Origin of the sequence: endosymbiont of Lamellibrachia barhami, assembly GCF_011947365.2 — a bacterium.
GTDB lineage: Bacteria > Pseudomonadota > Gammaproteobacteria > Chromatiales > Chromatiaceae > QGON01.
Window position 1 is genome coordinate 2,967,715 of sequence record NZ_JAAVSH020000001.1, and the last position, 15,479, is coordinate 2,983,193.

Below are 15,479 nucleotides of genomic sequence, written 5' to 3' on the forward strand. Positions count from 1 at the left end.
CTCAGCTGATCCGTTCCAGGCTTTTTCTGTTTTGGGTCAATCTGGACCAGAATTTCCCCACCTGGTACCAATGCAGATAGAAGGCCTCCATCAGACATAAAAAAATGAGTGAGGGTCTAAATACCAGCTTCTCCTCCGCCGCACAGAGCTGGTGTGACAACCCCAGGCCATTGGCCATGGCTGCGCATCTGGCCAGATGGAAACGGCTTGTGATGAAAACGGGAACCCGCTGGCTTTGATCTATCAGGTCGCGGGCATGCTGCAGATTTTCCAGGGTATTGCGTGAGCGCATCTCCATTTGTATATCATCCCCACTGACTCCTTCAGACTCCAGCCAGTCGCGTCCTCGTTCTGCCTCACTGAAATGGTTTTTGCCGGTAGTGCCGCCCAGGATCAATATCGGCCCGTGTGGCGCCTGCTTGTACAGCTTCAATGCCCGCTGCAGCCGTGAAATAAAACGCGCAGAGACGGCATCTTGCTCAAGGCGCGCACCCAGCACGATCAGCAGTGCTTTGTCGGGAGCGGTTGAGGGCGTCTTTCTTGCGGTCAGGCAGACTGTGCGGAGTGATGGTATCAGGCTCAATCCCAACGATAGCAGGACAATCAGCGTTGAGAGAAAGAAGGTTGTCAGCCCGTCCCGGCCCATCATCCTCATTCTGAAAATTAATTCTGACGGCATGTTGGTCTCTCTACGGTTTGTTGCAGGCTACAGTCAGTCGGTCATGAAAATCATGATATTCTAAATTAATAACCAATTGATTTCATACATAAAATTGTGGTTTTCCCTTGTGATTGCTACAGTTTCCTGGCTCCAGTTAATAATAAGTAGTATTCGGGGTTTTTTCATTAAATGCCACCCTATTAAATTGGGTTTTCCTAAGTAGAAAACAGAAACCAAAAGGGGTTCCTAATGGGTAGAAATACCTTTGTGCTCACAGCGCTCACTGTCGCGGTGGCTGTGGGTTGTACCACTCAGCAGCCTGCTGAAGACGCTGCGAAAGCCAAGGAACAGGCCGCGATGGCACACGAGACCGCAGCGCCCAGCGCAATAAAGCGCTATGCGGGTCCATTGGTTGCTGCAGATCCCAACAAACCGAAGAACGATTACAACATCACCATCAACTATGAGCTGGGCATGCACTGTACCGGCTTCGATTTTACCTACTGCTGCGTGTTGCCGCCATACAACTCGATTCAGTCTCAGGTTATCAAGACGGCAACCGCTAGAAAGAAATATCCGGAGATGCTGAAAGCGGATGAAAATGATCCGACCGTGGTTGTTGACGGCAAAAAACGCTTTAAGCTCAATTATGGTCATGTCGATAACAGCTATTCAGAAGGCAACAAGCTGAAGTATTGGGATGTACCTTATGACGTCAATGGTGATGGCAAGTACGGTCCCAACGAGAACGTTGCCAATGCCTACTGGCCCCATCTTTATGTCTAAGGATTTGAAAGGGACTAACCCCAAGGGCACCAGTAAAGACAGCGAGAAGCTGCGCGTAGGACTACAAGTGCCTGTGCCCAAGGACAATGGTCCTGCCGGTGCGGCAGTACCCAGTCCGATGCAGGGTGGACATCTGCACTATACGGGAGAGGTGGGCCCCATCGTCTACACTCAGTCTCCCGTGCTGGAGAATGTGCCGATCATGCTGACCCATCCGGGTATCTGGGATGCTCTTGGTCTGGCTCTGACCCCATTTACCGATAGTGTGGCGGCAAAAGATCCGCTGACCCTGGTGGAGTCTGATATTCAGCCATTCCAGGAAGCCTGGGTAAGCATGGTTGATGCAGATACCGGTGAACCGGTGCTGGATAGCCACAGCGGCAAGCCGATCACCTTCGTGGGTGCCAACCCTGTTGATGTTCCCAACTGCTCCAACTGCCACTCGAATGAGACAGGTAATGGTGACAAGTACACCCTCTACAAGCAGGAGAAGGCCTTCTGGAAGGCACTGGGTGCATCTGACTGGATTGCCAATCTGAAGGCGACATCTGTCTCCATCCTGGAGATGCATGACGACAACAACGGCACTGACTTCCTGAAGAACTACAAGCCGGGGGGTCGTGACACCATGAACCGTATCGGTCGTGATCCCATACTCTGTCAGAAGTGTCACGCGGATAATGTCATCGGCGTTCTCCAGTCCAAGTCGTTCAAAGACCCCAAGACAGGCAAAGAGAAGGTGATCATGCCTCTGACCCAGGCTATTCATGGCGTTCATCTGAAAGCCACACCAATGCCTGATTCCCAGGGTCGTACTGGCGCTTGCCAGGGCTGTCACCCTGTCCATCGTCAGGACGGCAGCATGGAAGGGTATCCGATTACGCAGGATGGCAAGAATGCCTATGCGGCTTCCGATAACCGCGATGCGGCCGGCGGCTGTTTCGTCGGTCGTGACGTTCACTCCAATCCCGGCAAGGATACCGACGGGGTAGAGACACCTGAGCATCTGAATGCGATCGGTGAATGGCTGCAGGAGAACGTCTCCCAGATCGGTAATGGCGGTAACGGCAAGGGCCTCTGGTGTACCAACTGTCACACCCAGCTCTCTCGCGAGCTGTATCAGCGTGATGCACTGACCAATGCGTTCAAACAGGAAGGCAAGACACTGCGTAACAAGTCTCTGACTGAGATCGCCAAGGGTATTGGTGTCAGCATGAAAGAGTTGGAAGAGATGATGGATCCAAAGGTCATTCTCGATGGCAAGGGTCATGACACCCCCGGCAAGTCCCGCATCCTGGAGATCTGGGAGCAGGATCGTCTGGTGCCTGATATCGCTGTCATTGCTTTGAAGGGCGATGATCCGATGATCAACAAGGACGAAGATTGATGACATCAGCGTGGTTCTGCTATCTGCGAATCCTACCGTTGATATCGCCTCTCTGAAGCTGCCTGAAGGCGCAACGGGCGCCACTGCGGTACCTTACGACGCGGCAACCCACGGCCGTGACTACTGGCTGGCGCCTGGCGTTCCACACTGTGCGAACTGCCACGCGGCGCCTTATGTCGAAGGTCAGGGCGGCGTGGCCTTCCCGATCACCCAGCCGGGGAAGTACGCCAACATGCGATACTCCAAGGGTCATGCGGGTCTCGCTTGCCAGGCATGTCATCAGTCTATCCACGGTCTCTATCCGGTTACTCCGCGTACCGATCTGACAACCTACCGTCAGGCGCCCCAGTACAACCCGGATGGTTCCCACGGTCCTTTCAAGTGTGCCGCTTGTCACGAGGTCAACGAAGAGGGTGTTCCCTTCCTCTCTGACGATGAAGACGACTACAATTGGAATGGCAAGGGCATCATGAATGATTTTGATGCGGCTGTTTCCTGGATGCATGCCAATGCCCTGGATCAGGGTGGCATGATCCCGGATGAAGACGAGGAGTGATAGCCATCACTTGATCTGCCGCGACAGGGATGTCCGGGGGGGCACCTTGTTTTTTTCGGCCAGTTAAATCCATTTTTACTCTGCTGTTTTTCAGCAGCGCATTGGTGTAAAAAGCGAGTGTGTTTTTGAAAAAGAGTGGGCATAAACCTGCCGAACCAAATAAATCTCCTGCCACCAGGAAATGATCTATGAAGTCGCTGTCTGTTATTAAGCGCAGTCTGTTGCTCGCCACCATCCTCACTGCGCCGCAAAGCTATGCCGTCGCAGAGTCCCAGGTTCTTGCTACTGCAGGTGAAATGAGCGTCACTGCCGATGATCTCAAGTCAGCCATGGCCAGCTCTCCGTTTGCAACCCAGTTCCCGTCAATGGATCGGGAAGACCAGGCGTTACTTCGAGGTTCGTTGTTGCAGCGATTGGTCGCCTCAAAACTGCTCTACCAGGAGGCGAAGCGGCTTGAGTTGGATAAAACCGAGGCATTCCAACAGGACGTTGAGGCGTTTCGCCTTGGTCTGCTCTACAGGCACTTCATGGATAAGCTGCGTGAAGGCATCAGTGTGCCGGAGGATGTGACGGCAAGTATCCAGCAACAGTATCCGAATGATGCAGATGGGGCAGTCGCTGCAAGGGCTGCCTACCTGTCTGATCGCTATCGCGCCATGCGTTATCTCACCATCAAGAACCTGCGCAACAAATATAACGTCAAAGTCTATGAGTCGCGGATTCAACCACATCGGATGAGCGATGATACCGTATTGCTTGAGGGTGACGGGATTCACATTACCTATAAACATGTAGTGGGTAATCAGGTCAATCCACAGAACAAGACCTGGCTCATGGAGCGGCTCTACAAACGTGCTGAGTTGTTGGTGATTGCCAAGGCGGTTGACGACGAAGGTGTCGATTTGAGTGACAGACTCAACAGTTACAGTGATGAGCGTCTTCCGGCAATGATGATTGAACAGAAACAGAGAGAGTGGACCTCAGGAAAAGAGACTCTGAAAAAATACTACGATGCTCACCCCGAGTTTAGCCGCACTCTGGAACGTTGGCACATCGGCCAGATCGTACTACCAACCCAAGAAGAGGCTGAGGCTGTGCGCAAACGTATCGAAGCGGGTGAGAGCCTGTTTCTCCTTGCCGGCGAATTGAGCGTTGATCCCTATGGTAAACGGATGCGAGGCGATATGGGTTGGGTCAAAGAGGGGTCAGGTCACCCTGATATTGAGAAGGCCGTCAGCGGTCTTGAAGATGATCAGCTGAGTGAAATCGTGCAGACGCCAGCAGGTTTTCACCTTGTAATGATTCTCGAACGCAGTCCCAGCCTCAAACGCAGTTTTGCGAGTATGCGTGACAAGGTTGCACAGAGCCTGATTACCGAAAAGTCTGCTGAATATATCAATGAACTCAGTGAACGCTACAAGGTGGTCTGGAATCTGATTGGAGAGAAGCAGGCGCAGAATGGGAAACATTAGTCCATGAATAGACAGAAATGGGTCTCGCTGCTGGGGGCGGTATTGATTGCTGCTGCTTCCAGCAGTTTTGCCGGGTCAGGTTTGGCGACGGGCAGTGGAGCGGAGCCAAAGGAAAAGCAGGCTCCCGGCCTGCCCGATTACAGTTATAAAGGGCTGGACGGAGAAATGCACTCACTAACCGAATGGAATGGGAAGGTTGTAATGCTCAATTTCTGGGCCAGTTGGTGTTCGCCCTGTCTGAATGAAATCAAGGAGTTTGTTCACTACCAGGAACAGTATGGAAAGCGAGGTTTACAGATTATCGGCTTGGGTCTGGATGAAGCGCGTAAACTGAAAAATGTTGCACGCACTCTTAGAATCAACTATCCGGTGCTGGTGGCGGAACCCGGTAGCAACCGCAAACTGCTTGCCAAGTGGGGTAACTCCAGTGGTTTGATCCCCTACACGGTTTTCTTTGACAAATCCGGAAAACTGTCTGGATCACATAAGGGGGTCATTGATGACCAGACCTTTGAACAGAAGATCCTGCCTCTACTGGATGATCCCGGTTAGCCGATGGGATTGTAGGCCTGATCAAGCGTAGCGGATCAGGCACGTACAGCATTACATCTTCAACCTTTTCAAGGTCGACTCCGTCCCCTCGGTACTTGGATGTGGAAGGTTGTCCAGGGCTTCCAATAGTGGTGCCGGAGGGGCGATGCGATTGGCGGCCTGTTTGCTGTGGATCTGCCGCTGCAGCGGAGACCGGCTCACCTCCCACTGGCCTTTGGCGCGGTTATCGGGTCGCTTCCCTTCAAACACCAGGTAGCTGTACTTCCCATAGTGGGGCAGTTTGCGCGCAAGTCCCGGCAGGCTTGCCGGGTCGTCGCTGGTCAGCCAGGCGATGGTGTTTCCTGACTCGGACCTCCCGGCAAAGGCAAAGCTGTGATCGAATCGGGGAAAGGTTTTCTGTTTGATAAAAACAGTCTCACCTGATTCATAATAATCATTGTTATTCAAAGTGTTACTGAATATATCTAGAAAATGGTTCTCCCGCCCCATCAGCCAGATCTGCCGATCTTGCGGGAGCTGGCTCAAGTCCCTGTCGAGTCTGATCTCTATATTGCTACTCCCGGATGCCCACTGGTTTGCGAGCCGCCTGTAACCTTCGAGCAGCGCTTTTGGGGCGTCGGAGGGCAGTAGGATGAGTAACCGCTCCGCGCCGAACAGTTTGCTGAAGACTGGGGGAACCTCGTCCGGGTGCAGTTCACGAAAGAGATCGAACCAGGGATCGATTTCAAAACGCAGGGGTTTCCCCGGCAGGGTGAAGTCGAGGTCCAACGAATGTTCTCGCATCGCCAAAGTCCTCCGCAGCGGGGGTGCATCTGCCAGATAGATGATAATGGGGATGTCGAGTTCAAAGGGGGCTGCCGCCTGAGTCTGACGTAGCTTGCCGGATAGCCGGTAACCACCGGCTTGTGCTGTCACTTTGAGTTTACTGAGTTCCAGCCTGGGTGCACCGTTTCGTTCCGTCCATTGCTGGAAAAAGGGCCTCAAATCGCTGCCACTGATCTGCTCGAATGCGCTGCGCAGCTCGGCGTAACCGGCCTGCTTAAACAGGTTGATGCGGTAGAAGCGGCGCAGTCCCTGGATGAACAGTTCGTCACCGAGTTTGCGGCGCAGCATGTGAAACATCATCAATGCTTTGTCATAACCCACAGCCTGGCTGGCGCTGGTGTGGCGACTGCGGAAGTCGGTGAGGGGAAAGTCGTTGCTGTCGCGGACGAAATCTCCGTAGCGTTGCAGAGCGGAACGCCGGTACGCCATCCCCTGGCCCCGCTGTTCTTTCAGAAGGTGATCCGCCAGATAGCTGGTCAGCCCTTCGCTCCAGTTGCCCTGCGCATAATCGACATAGACACCGTTGCCCCACCAGTTGTGTAGGATTTCATGAGGATAGGAGGTGTATATGATGAAAGGCAGGCGGATCACCCGTGAGCCCAGAAGGGTGAATGAAGGCATGCCGTAGCCGGTCTCCCAGAAGTTCTCCACCAGTGCGAACTTGGCGTAGGGGTAGGGACCGATCAGTTTTTCATAGAGTGTCAGATAGCGGTTGGTGGCCTGCAGGTACCGGTCTGCCAGCTTCGGATCCTTCTGCCGCAGAAAAACCTGTGCCTCGGTGTTTCCCTGTTGTTTCGAGTAGAAGTGGAAAGGTGCTGAGATGAGGTAGATGTCGTCCTGGGGTAGATTGGCGGACCAAACCGTTGCGCCACTGCCTTGCGCTTTTGCGGGACCACTACCCTGACTGACCACCAGCCAGCCGTCGGGCAGATCGACACTGAGAGAAAAGGTTTTCAGGGCGTCGCCGAACCGGGGATACCAGGCAACACCGGCATCGAGAAACACCCCTTCTGACGAGATGGTGCCTGCGAGTCTCTGTCGGCTGCGGCCGGTACTTTCGTGGGTGGTGGTGAAGCCGTGCTCGATCTTCCCTGCATACTCCAGGGTGAATTGTTTCACGCCTTGGGGCAGGCTGACGCGATAGCCTTGCAGCGGAATCTCCCGGTTGGCGCGATTCGTTTGGGAGAGTTGCACGCCGGGGGTTAGAATGCGTGCTTTGAGTCCGGCATGAAGGGTAAACTCGGTGTTGCCGTTGCCGTTGCCGTTGTCGGGCAGGGTGACGGTGTCCTTGACGCTGAGACTCCCGGCCTCGGGATCGATGCTCACCTCGATCCGGTGATCGACTACAGACTGCGCCAAGAGGGTGCGGGAGGCCAGTAGTAAGATCATTGACAGGATGAAACGTATTAGACGATTGTTGGTCGTATTGTTCATGGATTTCTATTCTACGGCATCACAACCTGATCGGAAGCGGTTTAATAAAAGGGGAATAAATTGGCGAAGTCACTCATCAATAGCGTTTTATTGCTGGTTTTTGGCGTGGTTGGCTTGTTTGGCGCCACGGTTGTTATGGCAGATGAGAAACCGGCTCATGGATCGCAGCAACAGGCTACCGTTGTGGCGCTCTCTGAACTGATGAATGTTGAACGGTTGCTGGAGCAGATTGAAGATCGGCAGGCGGTCTTTGTCGGCGAGACCCATGATCGTTACGAACATCACCTGAACCAGTTGGCGATCATCCAGGGAATGTACAAAAGGCATCCGGGTATGGTGATCGGTCTGGAATTTTTTCAGCAACCGTTTCAGTCGGTGCTGGATCGTTACATCAGTGGTGAGATCGACGAAAACAGACTGCTCCGGGAGTCGGAATATTTCGATCGCTGGCGCTATGATTACCGACTCTACCGGCCGATCTTTCGCTACGCCAGGGAAAACGGCATCCCCCTGATCGCCCTGAATCTTGAAACGGAGATTACGAACCAGGCATCCGCCGGGGGTATAGATAGCATTGAAAAAACGCTGAAGCTGCGTATCCCGAAAGAGATAGATCGCAGTGATACAGCTTACCGGCAGCGGCTGGAATCAGTCTTTCAGATGCATCCTCATCCGGAGAAGCGAAATTTCGATCACTTCATGGATGTGCAGCTGCTTTGGGACGAAGGTATGGCGGAGCGGGCAGCGGCCTGGTTTCGTGAAAACCCGCAAGGGCATATGGTGATTCTCGCCGGTGGCGGCCACATCGTCTATGGTTCTGGAATCCCCAATCGGCTCAAGCGCCGGGTGCCGGTTACCACCGCGATTGTAATCAACGCCTCCACAGCCAGCGAACTCGACCCTGCAATGGGTGATTTCGTGATGATGACCAAACCCAACCGACTGCATCCCACCGGTAAGCTGGGTGTCTTTCTGGATGTTGAGGAATCACCTATTAAGGTGAGCGGTTTCAGTCCTCATAGTGGCGCCGAGAAGGTGGGTATACGCAAGGGCGACAGAATTCTCCGAGTCGGCGAACATGAAATCAAAAGCTACGCAGATGTGCGTATTGCGCTGATGGATAGCCTGCCTGGCGAAAAGGTGGATGTGGTAGTGCGGCGGACCTGGCCGTTCCTCGGCAGTGCAAATCACACAATAGAGGTTGAACTGCGGTAGCTAATTGCCAGGGGTCGGAGTCAAACCGCTCCAACCCCACCGTAATATCATCGCCATTGTTTGTGCGCTTTGACTCCGACCCCTCAATCTCATATCTATCATCGACAATGAAAAAACCCGAACTGCTCTCACCCGCCGGTACCCTGAGGAACGCCCGCTACGCCTTCGCCTATGGTGCAGATGCCGTCTATGCCGGTCTGCCCCGTTACAGTCTGCGGGTGCGCAATAATGACTTTCTCCCGGAAAATCTGGCAATTGGTATCGATGAGGCGCATCGGCAGGGCAAGCACTTCTATCTGGCCACCAACATCATGCCCCATGGGGCCAAGTTGAAGACCTTTATTGAAGATATGGCGCCGGTGGTGGAGATGGGACCGGACGCGCTGATCATGTCCGATCCCGGCCTGATCATGATAGTGCGGGAGCGCTGGCCCGATATGCCGGTGCATCTCTCGGTACAGGCGAACACCACGAATGCAGCCGCAGTGCGCTTCTGGCAGCAGCAGGGGTTGACACGGGTGATACTCTCCCGTGAGCTCTCCCTGGATGAGGTCGAGGCCATCCGCCAGGCCTGTCCCGATATGGAATTGGAGGTCTTCGTGCATGGGGCGCTCTGCATCGCCTATTCCGGGCGCTGCCTGCTCTCGGGTTATTTCAACCACCGGGATGCCAACCAGGGGAGCTGTACCAATGCCTGTCGCTGGGAGTACAAGGTCAGTCAGCCGGTGGCGGGGCCGGATGAACCCCTCGATGTGGCTGAGATGACCCACCAGCCGGGAGCCGATGCGATTCACTATCTGGAGGAGAAGGGCCGTCCCGGTGAGCTGATGCCGATCTTTGAGGATGAACACGGAACCTACATCATGAACTCACGGGATCTGCGTGCGGTGGAACATGTGCAGCGGCTGGTGGAGATCGGTGTCGACTGCCTGAAGATCGAAGGGCGCACCAAGTCCCACTACTATACCGCCCGTACCACTCAGGTCTATCGTCAGGCCATCGACGATGCGGTGGCGGGCCGTGCCTTCCAGCCGGAATTGATGGCCGATCTCGAAGGGCTTGCCAACCGGGGCTATACCGACGGTTTCTACCAGCGCCACGAATCGAGCGAGTTACAGAACTATCGCATCGGCGCCTCCAGTGCCGACAGGCAGATCTTTGTCGCTGAAGTGACAGGGGTCGATGAAGGGAGCGGGCTGGTCGATCTGGATATCAAAAACAAGCTGCGGGTGGGGGACCGCCTGGAGTTGATGACCCAGGCCGGCAACACCACTTTTATCCTCGAAGAGATGCAGGACAGGCAGGGCAACCCGATCTTAGAGGCCCTGGGTGGCGGCTATCAGGTGCGGGTGAAACTGCCGGTGGATGAGGCGAATCTGGGGCTGATCTGCCGCTACCTGGATTAATGTTTCAATCCGCATCTGTTGTTTGTCAGTTCATAATCTACTGAATTTCTGGTTTTATTACGGAACAACCGCTATCATGCCCGGTTTTTTCACCTCCAGGTTTCCCGGCTCGATTCATGTCTGAACTCTCCATTACCTCCAGCACCAAATGGATGATCGTGGCCATCGCCGCGGTGATCTGGTTCTCCCTGCTCGGATACCGCGACCTGATGGAGCCTGACGAGGGGCGTTACGCGGAGATACCCCGGGAGATGGTGGCGACCGGCGACTGGACCACGCCCCGGCTCAACGACCTCAAATATTTTGAAAAGCCCGTTTTCCAGTACTGGATGACGGCAGTCAGTTTCTCCCTGTTTGGCGAGAGCAACGCGACAGCCCGGCTCTGGGTGGCGCTGATCTCTTTTCTGGGCGCGCTCTGGGTGATGTTTGTGGCGGGCAGGCTCTGGGGAGAGGCGGCGGGTTTCTACGCTTTTCTGGTGTCGATAAGTGGACTGCTCTATGTGGCAATGGGGCATATCATCACGCTGGACATGACCGTCAGTGTGTTTCTCGGCATTGGCGTGGGAGGGCTGCTGATCGCCCAGTCGGATCGGGATAATCCGACCCAGGTGCGTAACTGGATGCTGCTGGGTTGGGCTGCCCTGGGCATCGCTACCCTGACGAAGGGGTTGATCGGTCTGGTGCTGCCGGGTGCGGCAATTGTGCTCTACTCGCTGTGGATGCGGGACTGGGCGCTCTGGAAGCATCTTCATCTTGGCAAGGGGCTGTTGCTCTTTCTGCTGGTGACGGCCCCCTGGTTTATCGCCGTCAGTCTGGCGAATCCGGAATTTCCGGAGTTCTTCTTTATCCACGAACACTTCGACCGTTATACCTCCACGGTTCACATGCGGGACAAGCCCTGGTGGTATTTCATCGCCATTCTGCTGCTGGGCGCAGTGCCCTGGATCAGCGCGGTGACGAAAAATCTGTTTAAACCGGATTTTTCCTGGTTGCCCGCCAAAACAGCTATTTTTGATCCCATCCGCTTTCTCTGGGTCTTCGCAGTATTTATTTTTGTCTTTTTTTCCATGGGCAGTTCCCAGCTACCCGCCTATCTGCTGCCGATGTTTCCTGCGCTGTCGCTGATGATCGGAAAAACGCTGGCGGAGAATCCCCGTCTTGGTCCGGAGATCTGGCTGATGCCGGTTGTGGGCCTGGTGTTTCTGGGCGCTGCCTGGCAGATCGATCTGGTAGCGACCAGTGCACTGCCGTCCGAATTGCTCCATACTTATCGCCCCTGGTGGTTGGCTGCAACAGGGCTGATGTTTGGTGGTTTCTGGCTTGTGAGGCATTTTGGCGCTGCCGGACCAAAGGCCATAACTGCGCTGGCGTTGACCGCATTACTTTCAGTACAACTGCTCTCCTGGGGCTATCAGACCCTGAGCATTTCCCGTTCCAGTAGGGCGCTGGCTGAGCAGATTCGTCCTTATGTCGATGCCGGTGCTCCGGTTTATACTGTGGAGACCTATCCTCAGTCATTGCCCTTCTATCTCGGAAAACCTGTGCAACTGGCCATTATGCGCAGTGAACTGGATATGGGCATTCGTCAGGAACCCGAGAAATGGATTCCAAGTTTCGCCGCGTTCAAATCGCGCTGGCTGCAGGACGAGCAGGCCATAGCTGTTTTCGATGCAGAGAGTTTTTCGAGATTCAATTTTGATGAGATGCCGATGCAGATTATCTACAGAGATCCACGCAAAATAGCGGTGATACGCCGATGAACCTGGTAAGTTTTGCCCTGATTTTGACCGGCGTACTGCTCAACGCCGTCGCCCAACTGGCACTAAAGGCGAGTGTGAACAGCATGGGGGCCATCGAACTGAAAATGGCTGACTCCGGCGCTGTGGCCCTGCGGCTGATGGGAGAGCCCTGGCTCTGGGTCGGACTCTTCTGTTACGGCATCAGCGTCGTCGTATGGATTCTGGCGCTCTCACGGGTGGATGTCTCGATTGCCTATCCGATGCTATCCATCGGTTATGTGGTGAATGCGTTTGCCGCCTGGGCGCTGTTTGGTGAAGTACTGAGCATTGCGCGCCTCTCTGGTATCGGGGTCATTATCCTCGGTGTGCTTATCCTGGCCAGGAGTTGAATATGTTGCCATTTACCCGTCCTACCATTGGTGAAGAGGAGCAGCAGGCCATAAAGGAGGTGCTGGCGTCCGGCTGGATTACCACCGGTCCCAAGGTGAAGGCTTTTGAAGTGGCGCTGGAGGCCTATATCGGCGGCGGCGTTTTGGTCCGCGCCTTCAACTCAGGGACCAGCGCCCTGGAAGCCGCGCTCATCGCTTCCGGCGTCGGGTCCGGGGATGAGGTGATCCTCCCCGCCATGAGTTTTACCGCCAGCGCCAATGTCATCGTTCGGGTGGGCGCCATTCCGGTCTTCGTGGATGTGGATCTGGTGAGTCGCAATCTTACGGTGAAGGCTGTTGAAGCTGCGCTGACGCCTCGTACCCGCGCCATCATGCCGGTCCATTTTGCTGGACTGGCGGTGGAGATGCATGCCATCTACGATCTGGCAGAGCGGAACAATCTGGTGGTAGTTGAGGATGCCGCTCAGGCCATCGGCACCGGTATCGGCGGCCACAAAGTCGGCGCCTCCGGTAATCCGGTCTGTTTCAGTTTCCATCCGAACAAGAATATCACCACTATTGAAGGGGGTGCGCTGGCCAGTAGCGACCCCCAATTTATCCGCCGCGTCGAGCGTATCCGCTTCCACGGAATCGAACGGGATGACGCGGGTGGGATAGATGTGCCGGAGTGGGGCGGCAAGATGAATATGCCGGATGTGGGGGCTGCCATGGGTTTGGTTCAGCTACCCAAGCTGGAGGGTTTCAACCACCGTCGCCGTGAATTGGCGCTGCGCTATATCGAGCGACTGCCCAAACATTCGGCGATGGTGATTTCCAAAGATGTGCCGGGACACAGCTGGCATATGTTCGCCGTCTGTATCGACTTTCTCTCCCTCGGCACCTCCAGGAAGGCCTTTCAGGAACAACTGCAGGCGATGGGTGTCGGAACCGGTATCCACTATCCTGCGATGCATCTGTTTTCCCTCTATCGGCACTACGGTTATGGACCGGGTGATTTTCCGGTTGCAGAACGGATCGGTGAACAGACGCTGACCCTGCCCCTGTTCCCCGCGATGGCCGATGAGGATGTGGATCAGGTGTGCGATGCGCTGAACAAACTACTACTTAGCGGAGAAGTCACTCCATGACGGAGCAAGCTTTGGAAGGGAGTCCCGATCTGTCGGTTGTGATCCCGGTCTATAACGAAGAGGCGGTACTGCCGTCGCTTTTTTCCCGGCTCTATCCGGCACTGGATGCGTTGGGGCGTAGCTATGAAATCATCTTTGTCGATGACGGCAGCCGCGATCGTTCAATCGCGCTGTTGCGCAAGCAGTATCAGGTGCGCCCCGAAGAGACCCGGGTGGTCTGCCTGCGCGCCAACGCCGGTCAGCATGCGGCCATCATAGCGGGGTTCGAGCATTGCCGTGGCCGCTTTGTGGTGACCCTGGATGCCGATCTGCAGAATCCGCCGGAAGAGATTGGCAAGCTGCTGGCCGAACTGGATAAGGGGCACGACTATGTCGGCTCCATTCGCCGCAACCGGCAGGACAGCGCTTGGCGGGATATCGCCTCCAAGGCGATGAACCGGTTGCGCGAGCGTATCACCAACATCCATATGACCGACCAGGGTTGCATGCTGCGGGGTTATGACCGGGACATTGTCAGCGCCATCATCGACTCCAAAGAGTCGAACACCTTTATTCCCGCACTGGCCTACCTCTACTCCGGCAATCCGGTTGAGGTGGTGGTGGAGCACGAAGAGCGGGCGGCCGGGGAGTCGAAATATCCGCTCTACAAGCTGATCCATCTCAACTTCGATCTGATGACCGGTTTCTCTCTGATGCCGTTGCAGGTCTTCTCCCTGATGGGAATGGGTATCTCTATCATCTCTTTTGCCTTTGTGCTCTTTCTGGTGCTGCGGCGTCTTATCGTGGGGCCGGAAGTGGAGGGTGTGTTCACCCTGTTCGCCATTGTCTTCTTTCTGATCGGTATTCTGCTCTTCGGTATCGGCCTGCTGGGTGAGTATGTGGGACGCATCTATGTGCAGGCTCGTGGGCGCCCCCGCTACCTGGTGCGCATGGTGCTTGAGAAAAACGGCCAGACTGAAACCGGGGAAGAGGCTTAGTGACGGTGGTTACTGCGCACAGTGCGGTGGTCTTCGCCTACCACCAGGTGGGTGTGCGTTGCCTCTCGGTACTGTTGGCTCAGGGGGTGGATGTACGACTGGTGGTGACACATCAGGATAATCCCAACGAGAATGTCTGGTGGGAATCCGTCGCCGAGCTGGCCGGGCGAGCGGGCATTCCAGTGATAACGCCGGATGATCCCAACATGCCGGAAGTGGTTGAGCAGATAGGTGCCTGTGAGCCGGATCTCTTCTTCTCCTTCTACTACCGGCACATGCTCAAAGGGGATCTGCTGTCGATCCCTGCTCAGGGTGCCTACAACATGCATGGTTCCCTGCTGCCCCGCTACCGGGGGCGTGTACCGGTGAACTGGGCGATAATTCATGGTGAAACTCAGAGTGGCGCCAGCCTGCACCGCATGGAGATCAAACCCGACGCGGGTAATCTGGCCGGTCAACAGGCGGTGACCATTTTACCCAACGATACGGCGCAGGACGTGTTCTTGAAGCTGGTCTGCGCGGCCGAGACGCTCCTGTTTCGGTTACTGCCCGGCCTGCTGGAGGGTTCACCTGAAGGGACCCCGATGGATCTTCAGGCAGGCAGTTACTTTGGTGGCCGCAGACCGGAAGATGGCCGGGTGGACTGGAGCCGGAGCGCCTGGCAGATCCACAATCTGATCCGGGCCGTGGCGCCGCCCTACCCAGGGGCTTTCACCCATGCGGATGGAAAAAAACTGTTGTTGATGGGCAGTTACTGGCGCAATGAGACAGGAAAAGGCGATAATACCCGGCTTTACTGGGCGGGTGGCCGCTGTTACGCGGACTGCGCCGATGGAAAACGAATCGAATTGACCCGTTTGGAGCTTGATGGTGAGGTGCTGGACGAATCCGCATTTAGCCAACAGTTCGGTAAAGAACTGAAGCTCTGACCTTGAATAAAGTGAAACTGGAGA

General features: G+C 55.3%; 14 protein-coding genes. 12 read left to right on the forward strand and 2 right to left on the reverse strand.

All coding sequences use genetic code 11. The annotated features are described in order from the left end of the window. Position 1: 1 nt before the first annotated feature. Positions 2-679, reverse strand: a complete 678-nt coding sequence (locus G9Q73_RS13560) for a YdcF family protein (protein ID WP_177420251.1) — start codon at positions 677-679, stop codon at positions 2-4. 231 nt (positions 680-910) lie between these two features. Between G9Q73_RS13560 and G9Q73_RS19710 the strand changes: the two genes are divergently transcribed. The 5 genes from G9Q73_RS19710 to G9Q73_RS13575 all read left to right on the forward strand — a co-directional run bounded on the left by G9Q73_RS19710 (position 911) and on the right by G9Q73_RS13575 (position 5,414). Beyond that, positions 911-1,447: a hypothetical protein gene (locus G9Q73_RS19710; RefSeq protein ID WP_246345251.1), complete on the forward strand. Its 537-nt coding sequence runs from the start codon at positions 911-913 to the stop codon at positions 1,445-1,447. Beyond that, positions 1,440-2,834, forward strand: coding sequence for a hypothetical protein (locus G9Q73_RS19715; RefSeq protein WP_246345253.1), 1,395 nt, complete (start codon positions 1,440-1,442; stop codon positions 2,832-2,834). The genes G9Q73_RS19710 and G9Q73_RS19715 overlap by 8 nt, the downstream gene beginning before the upstream one ends. A 10-nt stretch (positions 2,835-2,844) precedes the next feature. Beyond that, complete coding sequence (locus G9Q73_RS19720; protein ID WP_246345255.1) at positions 2,845-3,390, forward strand: hypothetical protein; 546 nt, start codon at positions 2,845-2,847, stop codon at positions 3,388-3,390. Between the two features lie 188 nt (positions 3,391-3,578). After that, positions 3,579-4,862, forward strand: coding sequence for a peptidylprolyl isomerase (locus G9Q73_RS13570; RefSeq protein WP_177420252.1), 1,284 nt, complete (start codon positions 3,579-3,581; stop codon positions 4,860-4,862). 3 nt (positions 4,863-4,865) lie between these two features. Beyond that, positions 4,866-5,414, forward strand: coding sequence for a TlpA family protein disulfide reductase (locus G9Q73_RS13575; protein ID WP_177420253.1), 549 nt, complete (start codon positions 4,866-4,868; stop codon positions 5,412-5,414). 51 nt (positions 5,415-5,465) lie between these two features. Here G9Q73_RS13575 and G9Q73_RS13580 read toward each other — a convergent pair whose 3' ends face one another. Beyond that, on the reverse strand, positions 5,466-7,673 hold the full coding sequence (locus tag G9Q73_RS13580; RefSeq protein ID WP_177420254.1) for a M1 family metallopeptidase: 2,208 nt from the start codon (positions 7,671-7,673) through the stop codon (positions 5,466-5,468). 60 nt (positions 7,674-7,733) lie between these two features. Between G9Q73_RS13580 and G9Q73_RS13585 the strand changes: the two genes are divergently transcribed. The 7 genes from G9Q73_RS13585 to G9Q73_RS13615 all read left to right on the forward strand — a co-directional run bounded on the left by G9Q73_RS13585 (position 7,734) and on the right by G9Q73_RS13615 (position 15,455). Next, positions 7,734-8,888: a ChaN family lipoprotein gene (locus G9Q73_RS13585; RefSeq protein WP_246345257.1), complete on the forward strand. Its 1,155-nt coding sequence runs from the start codon at positions 7,734-7,736 to the stop codon at positions 8,886-8,888. Between the two features lie 107 nt (positions 8,889-8,995). Then, positions 8,996-10,294: a prephenate-dependent tRNA uridine(34) hydroxylase TrhP gene (gene trhP / locus G9Q73_RS13590; protein WP_177420255.1), complete on the forward strand. Its 1,299-nt coding sequence runs from the start codon at positions 8,996-8,998 to the stop codon at positions 10,292-10,294. A gap of 116 nt (positions 10,295-10,410) precedes the next feature. After that, positions 10,411-12,054, forward strand: a complete 1,644-nt coding sequence (locus G9Q73_RS13595; RefSeq protein ID WP_177420256.1) for a glycosyltransferase family 39 protein — start codon at positions 10,411-10,413, stop codon at positions 12,052-12,054. Continuing rightward, positions 12,051-12,422: a DMT family transporter gene (locus G9Q73_RS13600; protein ID WP_177420257.1), complete on the forward strand. Its 372-nt coding sequence runs from the start codon at positions 12,051-12,053 to the stop codon at positions 12,420-12,422. Before G9Q73_RS13595 ends, G9Q73_RS13600 begins: the two co-directional genes overlap by 4 nt. Positions 12,423-12,424: 2 nt before the next feature. Next, on the forward strand, positions 12,425-13,549 hold the full coding sequence (locus tag G9Q73_RS13605; RefSeq protein ID WP_177420258.1) for a DegT/DnrJ/EryC1/StrS family aminotransferase: 1,125 nt from the start codon (positions 12,425-12,427) through the stop codon (positions 13,547-13,549). Beyond that, complete coding sequence (locus G9Q73_RS13610; RefSeq protein ID WP_177420259.1) at positions 13,546-14,526, forward strand: glycosyltransferase; 981 nt, start codon at positions 13,546-13,548, stop codon at positions 14,524-14,526. Before G9Q73_RS13605 ends, G9Q73_RS13610 begins: the two co-directional genes overlap by 4 nt. After that, positions 14,526-15,455 (forward strand): formyltransferase, encoded by a 930-nt coding sequence (locus G9Q73_RS13615; RefSeq protein ID WP_369408897.1) that lies wholly within the window; start codon positions 14,526-14,528, stop codon positions 15,453-15,455. The genes G9Q73_RS13610 and G9Q73_RS13615 overlap by 1 nt, the downstream gene beginning before the upstream one ends. The last annotated feature ends 24 nt before the right edge of the window (positions 15,456-15,479 follow it).

Excerpts from the sequence above, each read along its gene's own strand:
- G9Q73_RS13610 (WP_177420259.1), top strand. The coding sequence starts at position 13,546 with ATGACGGAGCAAGCTTTGGAAGGGAGTCCCGATCTGTCGGTTGTGATC.
- G9Q73_RS13595 (WP_177420256.1), top strand. The coding sequence starts at position 10,411 with ATGTCTGAACTCTCCATTACCTCCAGCACCAAATGGATGATCGTGGCC.
- G9Q73_RS19710 (WP_246345251.1), top strand. The coding sequence starts at position 911 with ATGGGTAGAAATACCTTTGTGCTCACAGCGCTCACTGTCGCGGTGGCT.
- G9Q73_RS13575 (WP_177420253.1), top strand. The coding sequence starts at position 4,866 with ATGAATAGACAGAAATGGGTCTCGCTGCTGGGGGCGGTATTGATTGCT.
- trhP (WP_177420255.1), top strand. The coding sequence starts at position 8,996 with ATGAAAAAACCCGAACTGCTCTCACCCGCCGGTACCCTGAGGAACGCC.
- G9Q73_RS13600 (WP_177420257.1), top strand. The coding sequence starts at position 12,051 with ATGAACCTGGTAAGTTTTGCCCTGATTTTGACCGGCGTACTGCTCAAC.
- G9Q73_RS13570 (WP_177420252.1), top strand. The coding sequence starts at position 3,579 with ATGAAGTCGCTGTCTGTTATTAAGCGCAGTCTGTTGCTCGCCACCATC.
- G9Q73_RS13560 (WP_177420251.1), bottom strand. The coding sequence starts at position 679 with ATGCCGTCAGAATTAATTTTCAGAATGAGGATGATGGGCCGGGACGGG.
- G9Q73_RS13580 (WP_177420254.1), bottom strand. The coding sequence starts at position 7,673 with ATGAACAATACGACCAACAATCGTCTAATACGTTTCATCCTGTCAATG.
- G9Q73_RS19715 (WP_246345253.1), top strand. The coding sequence starts at position 1,440 with ATGTCTAAGGATTTGAAAGGGACTAACCCCAAGGGCACCAGTAAAGAC.
- G9Q73_RS13605 (WP_177420258.1), top strand. The coding sequence starts at position 12,425 with ATGTTGCCATTTACCCGTCCTACCATTGGTGAAGAGGAGCAGCAGGCC.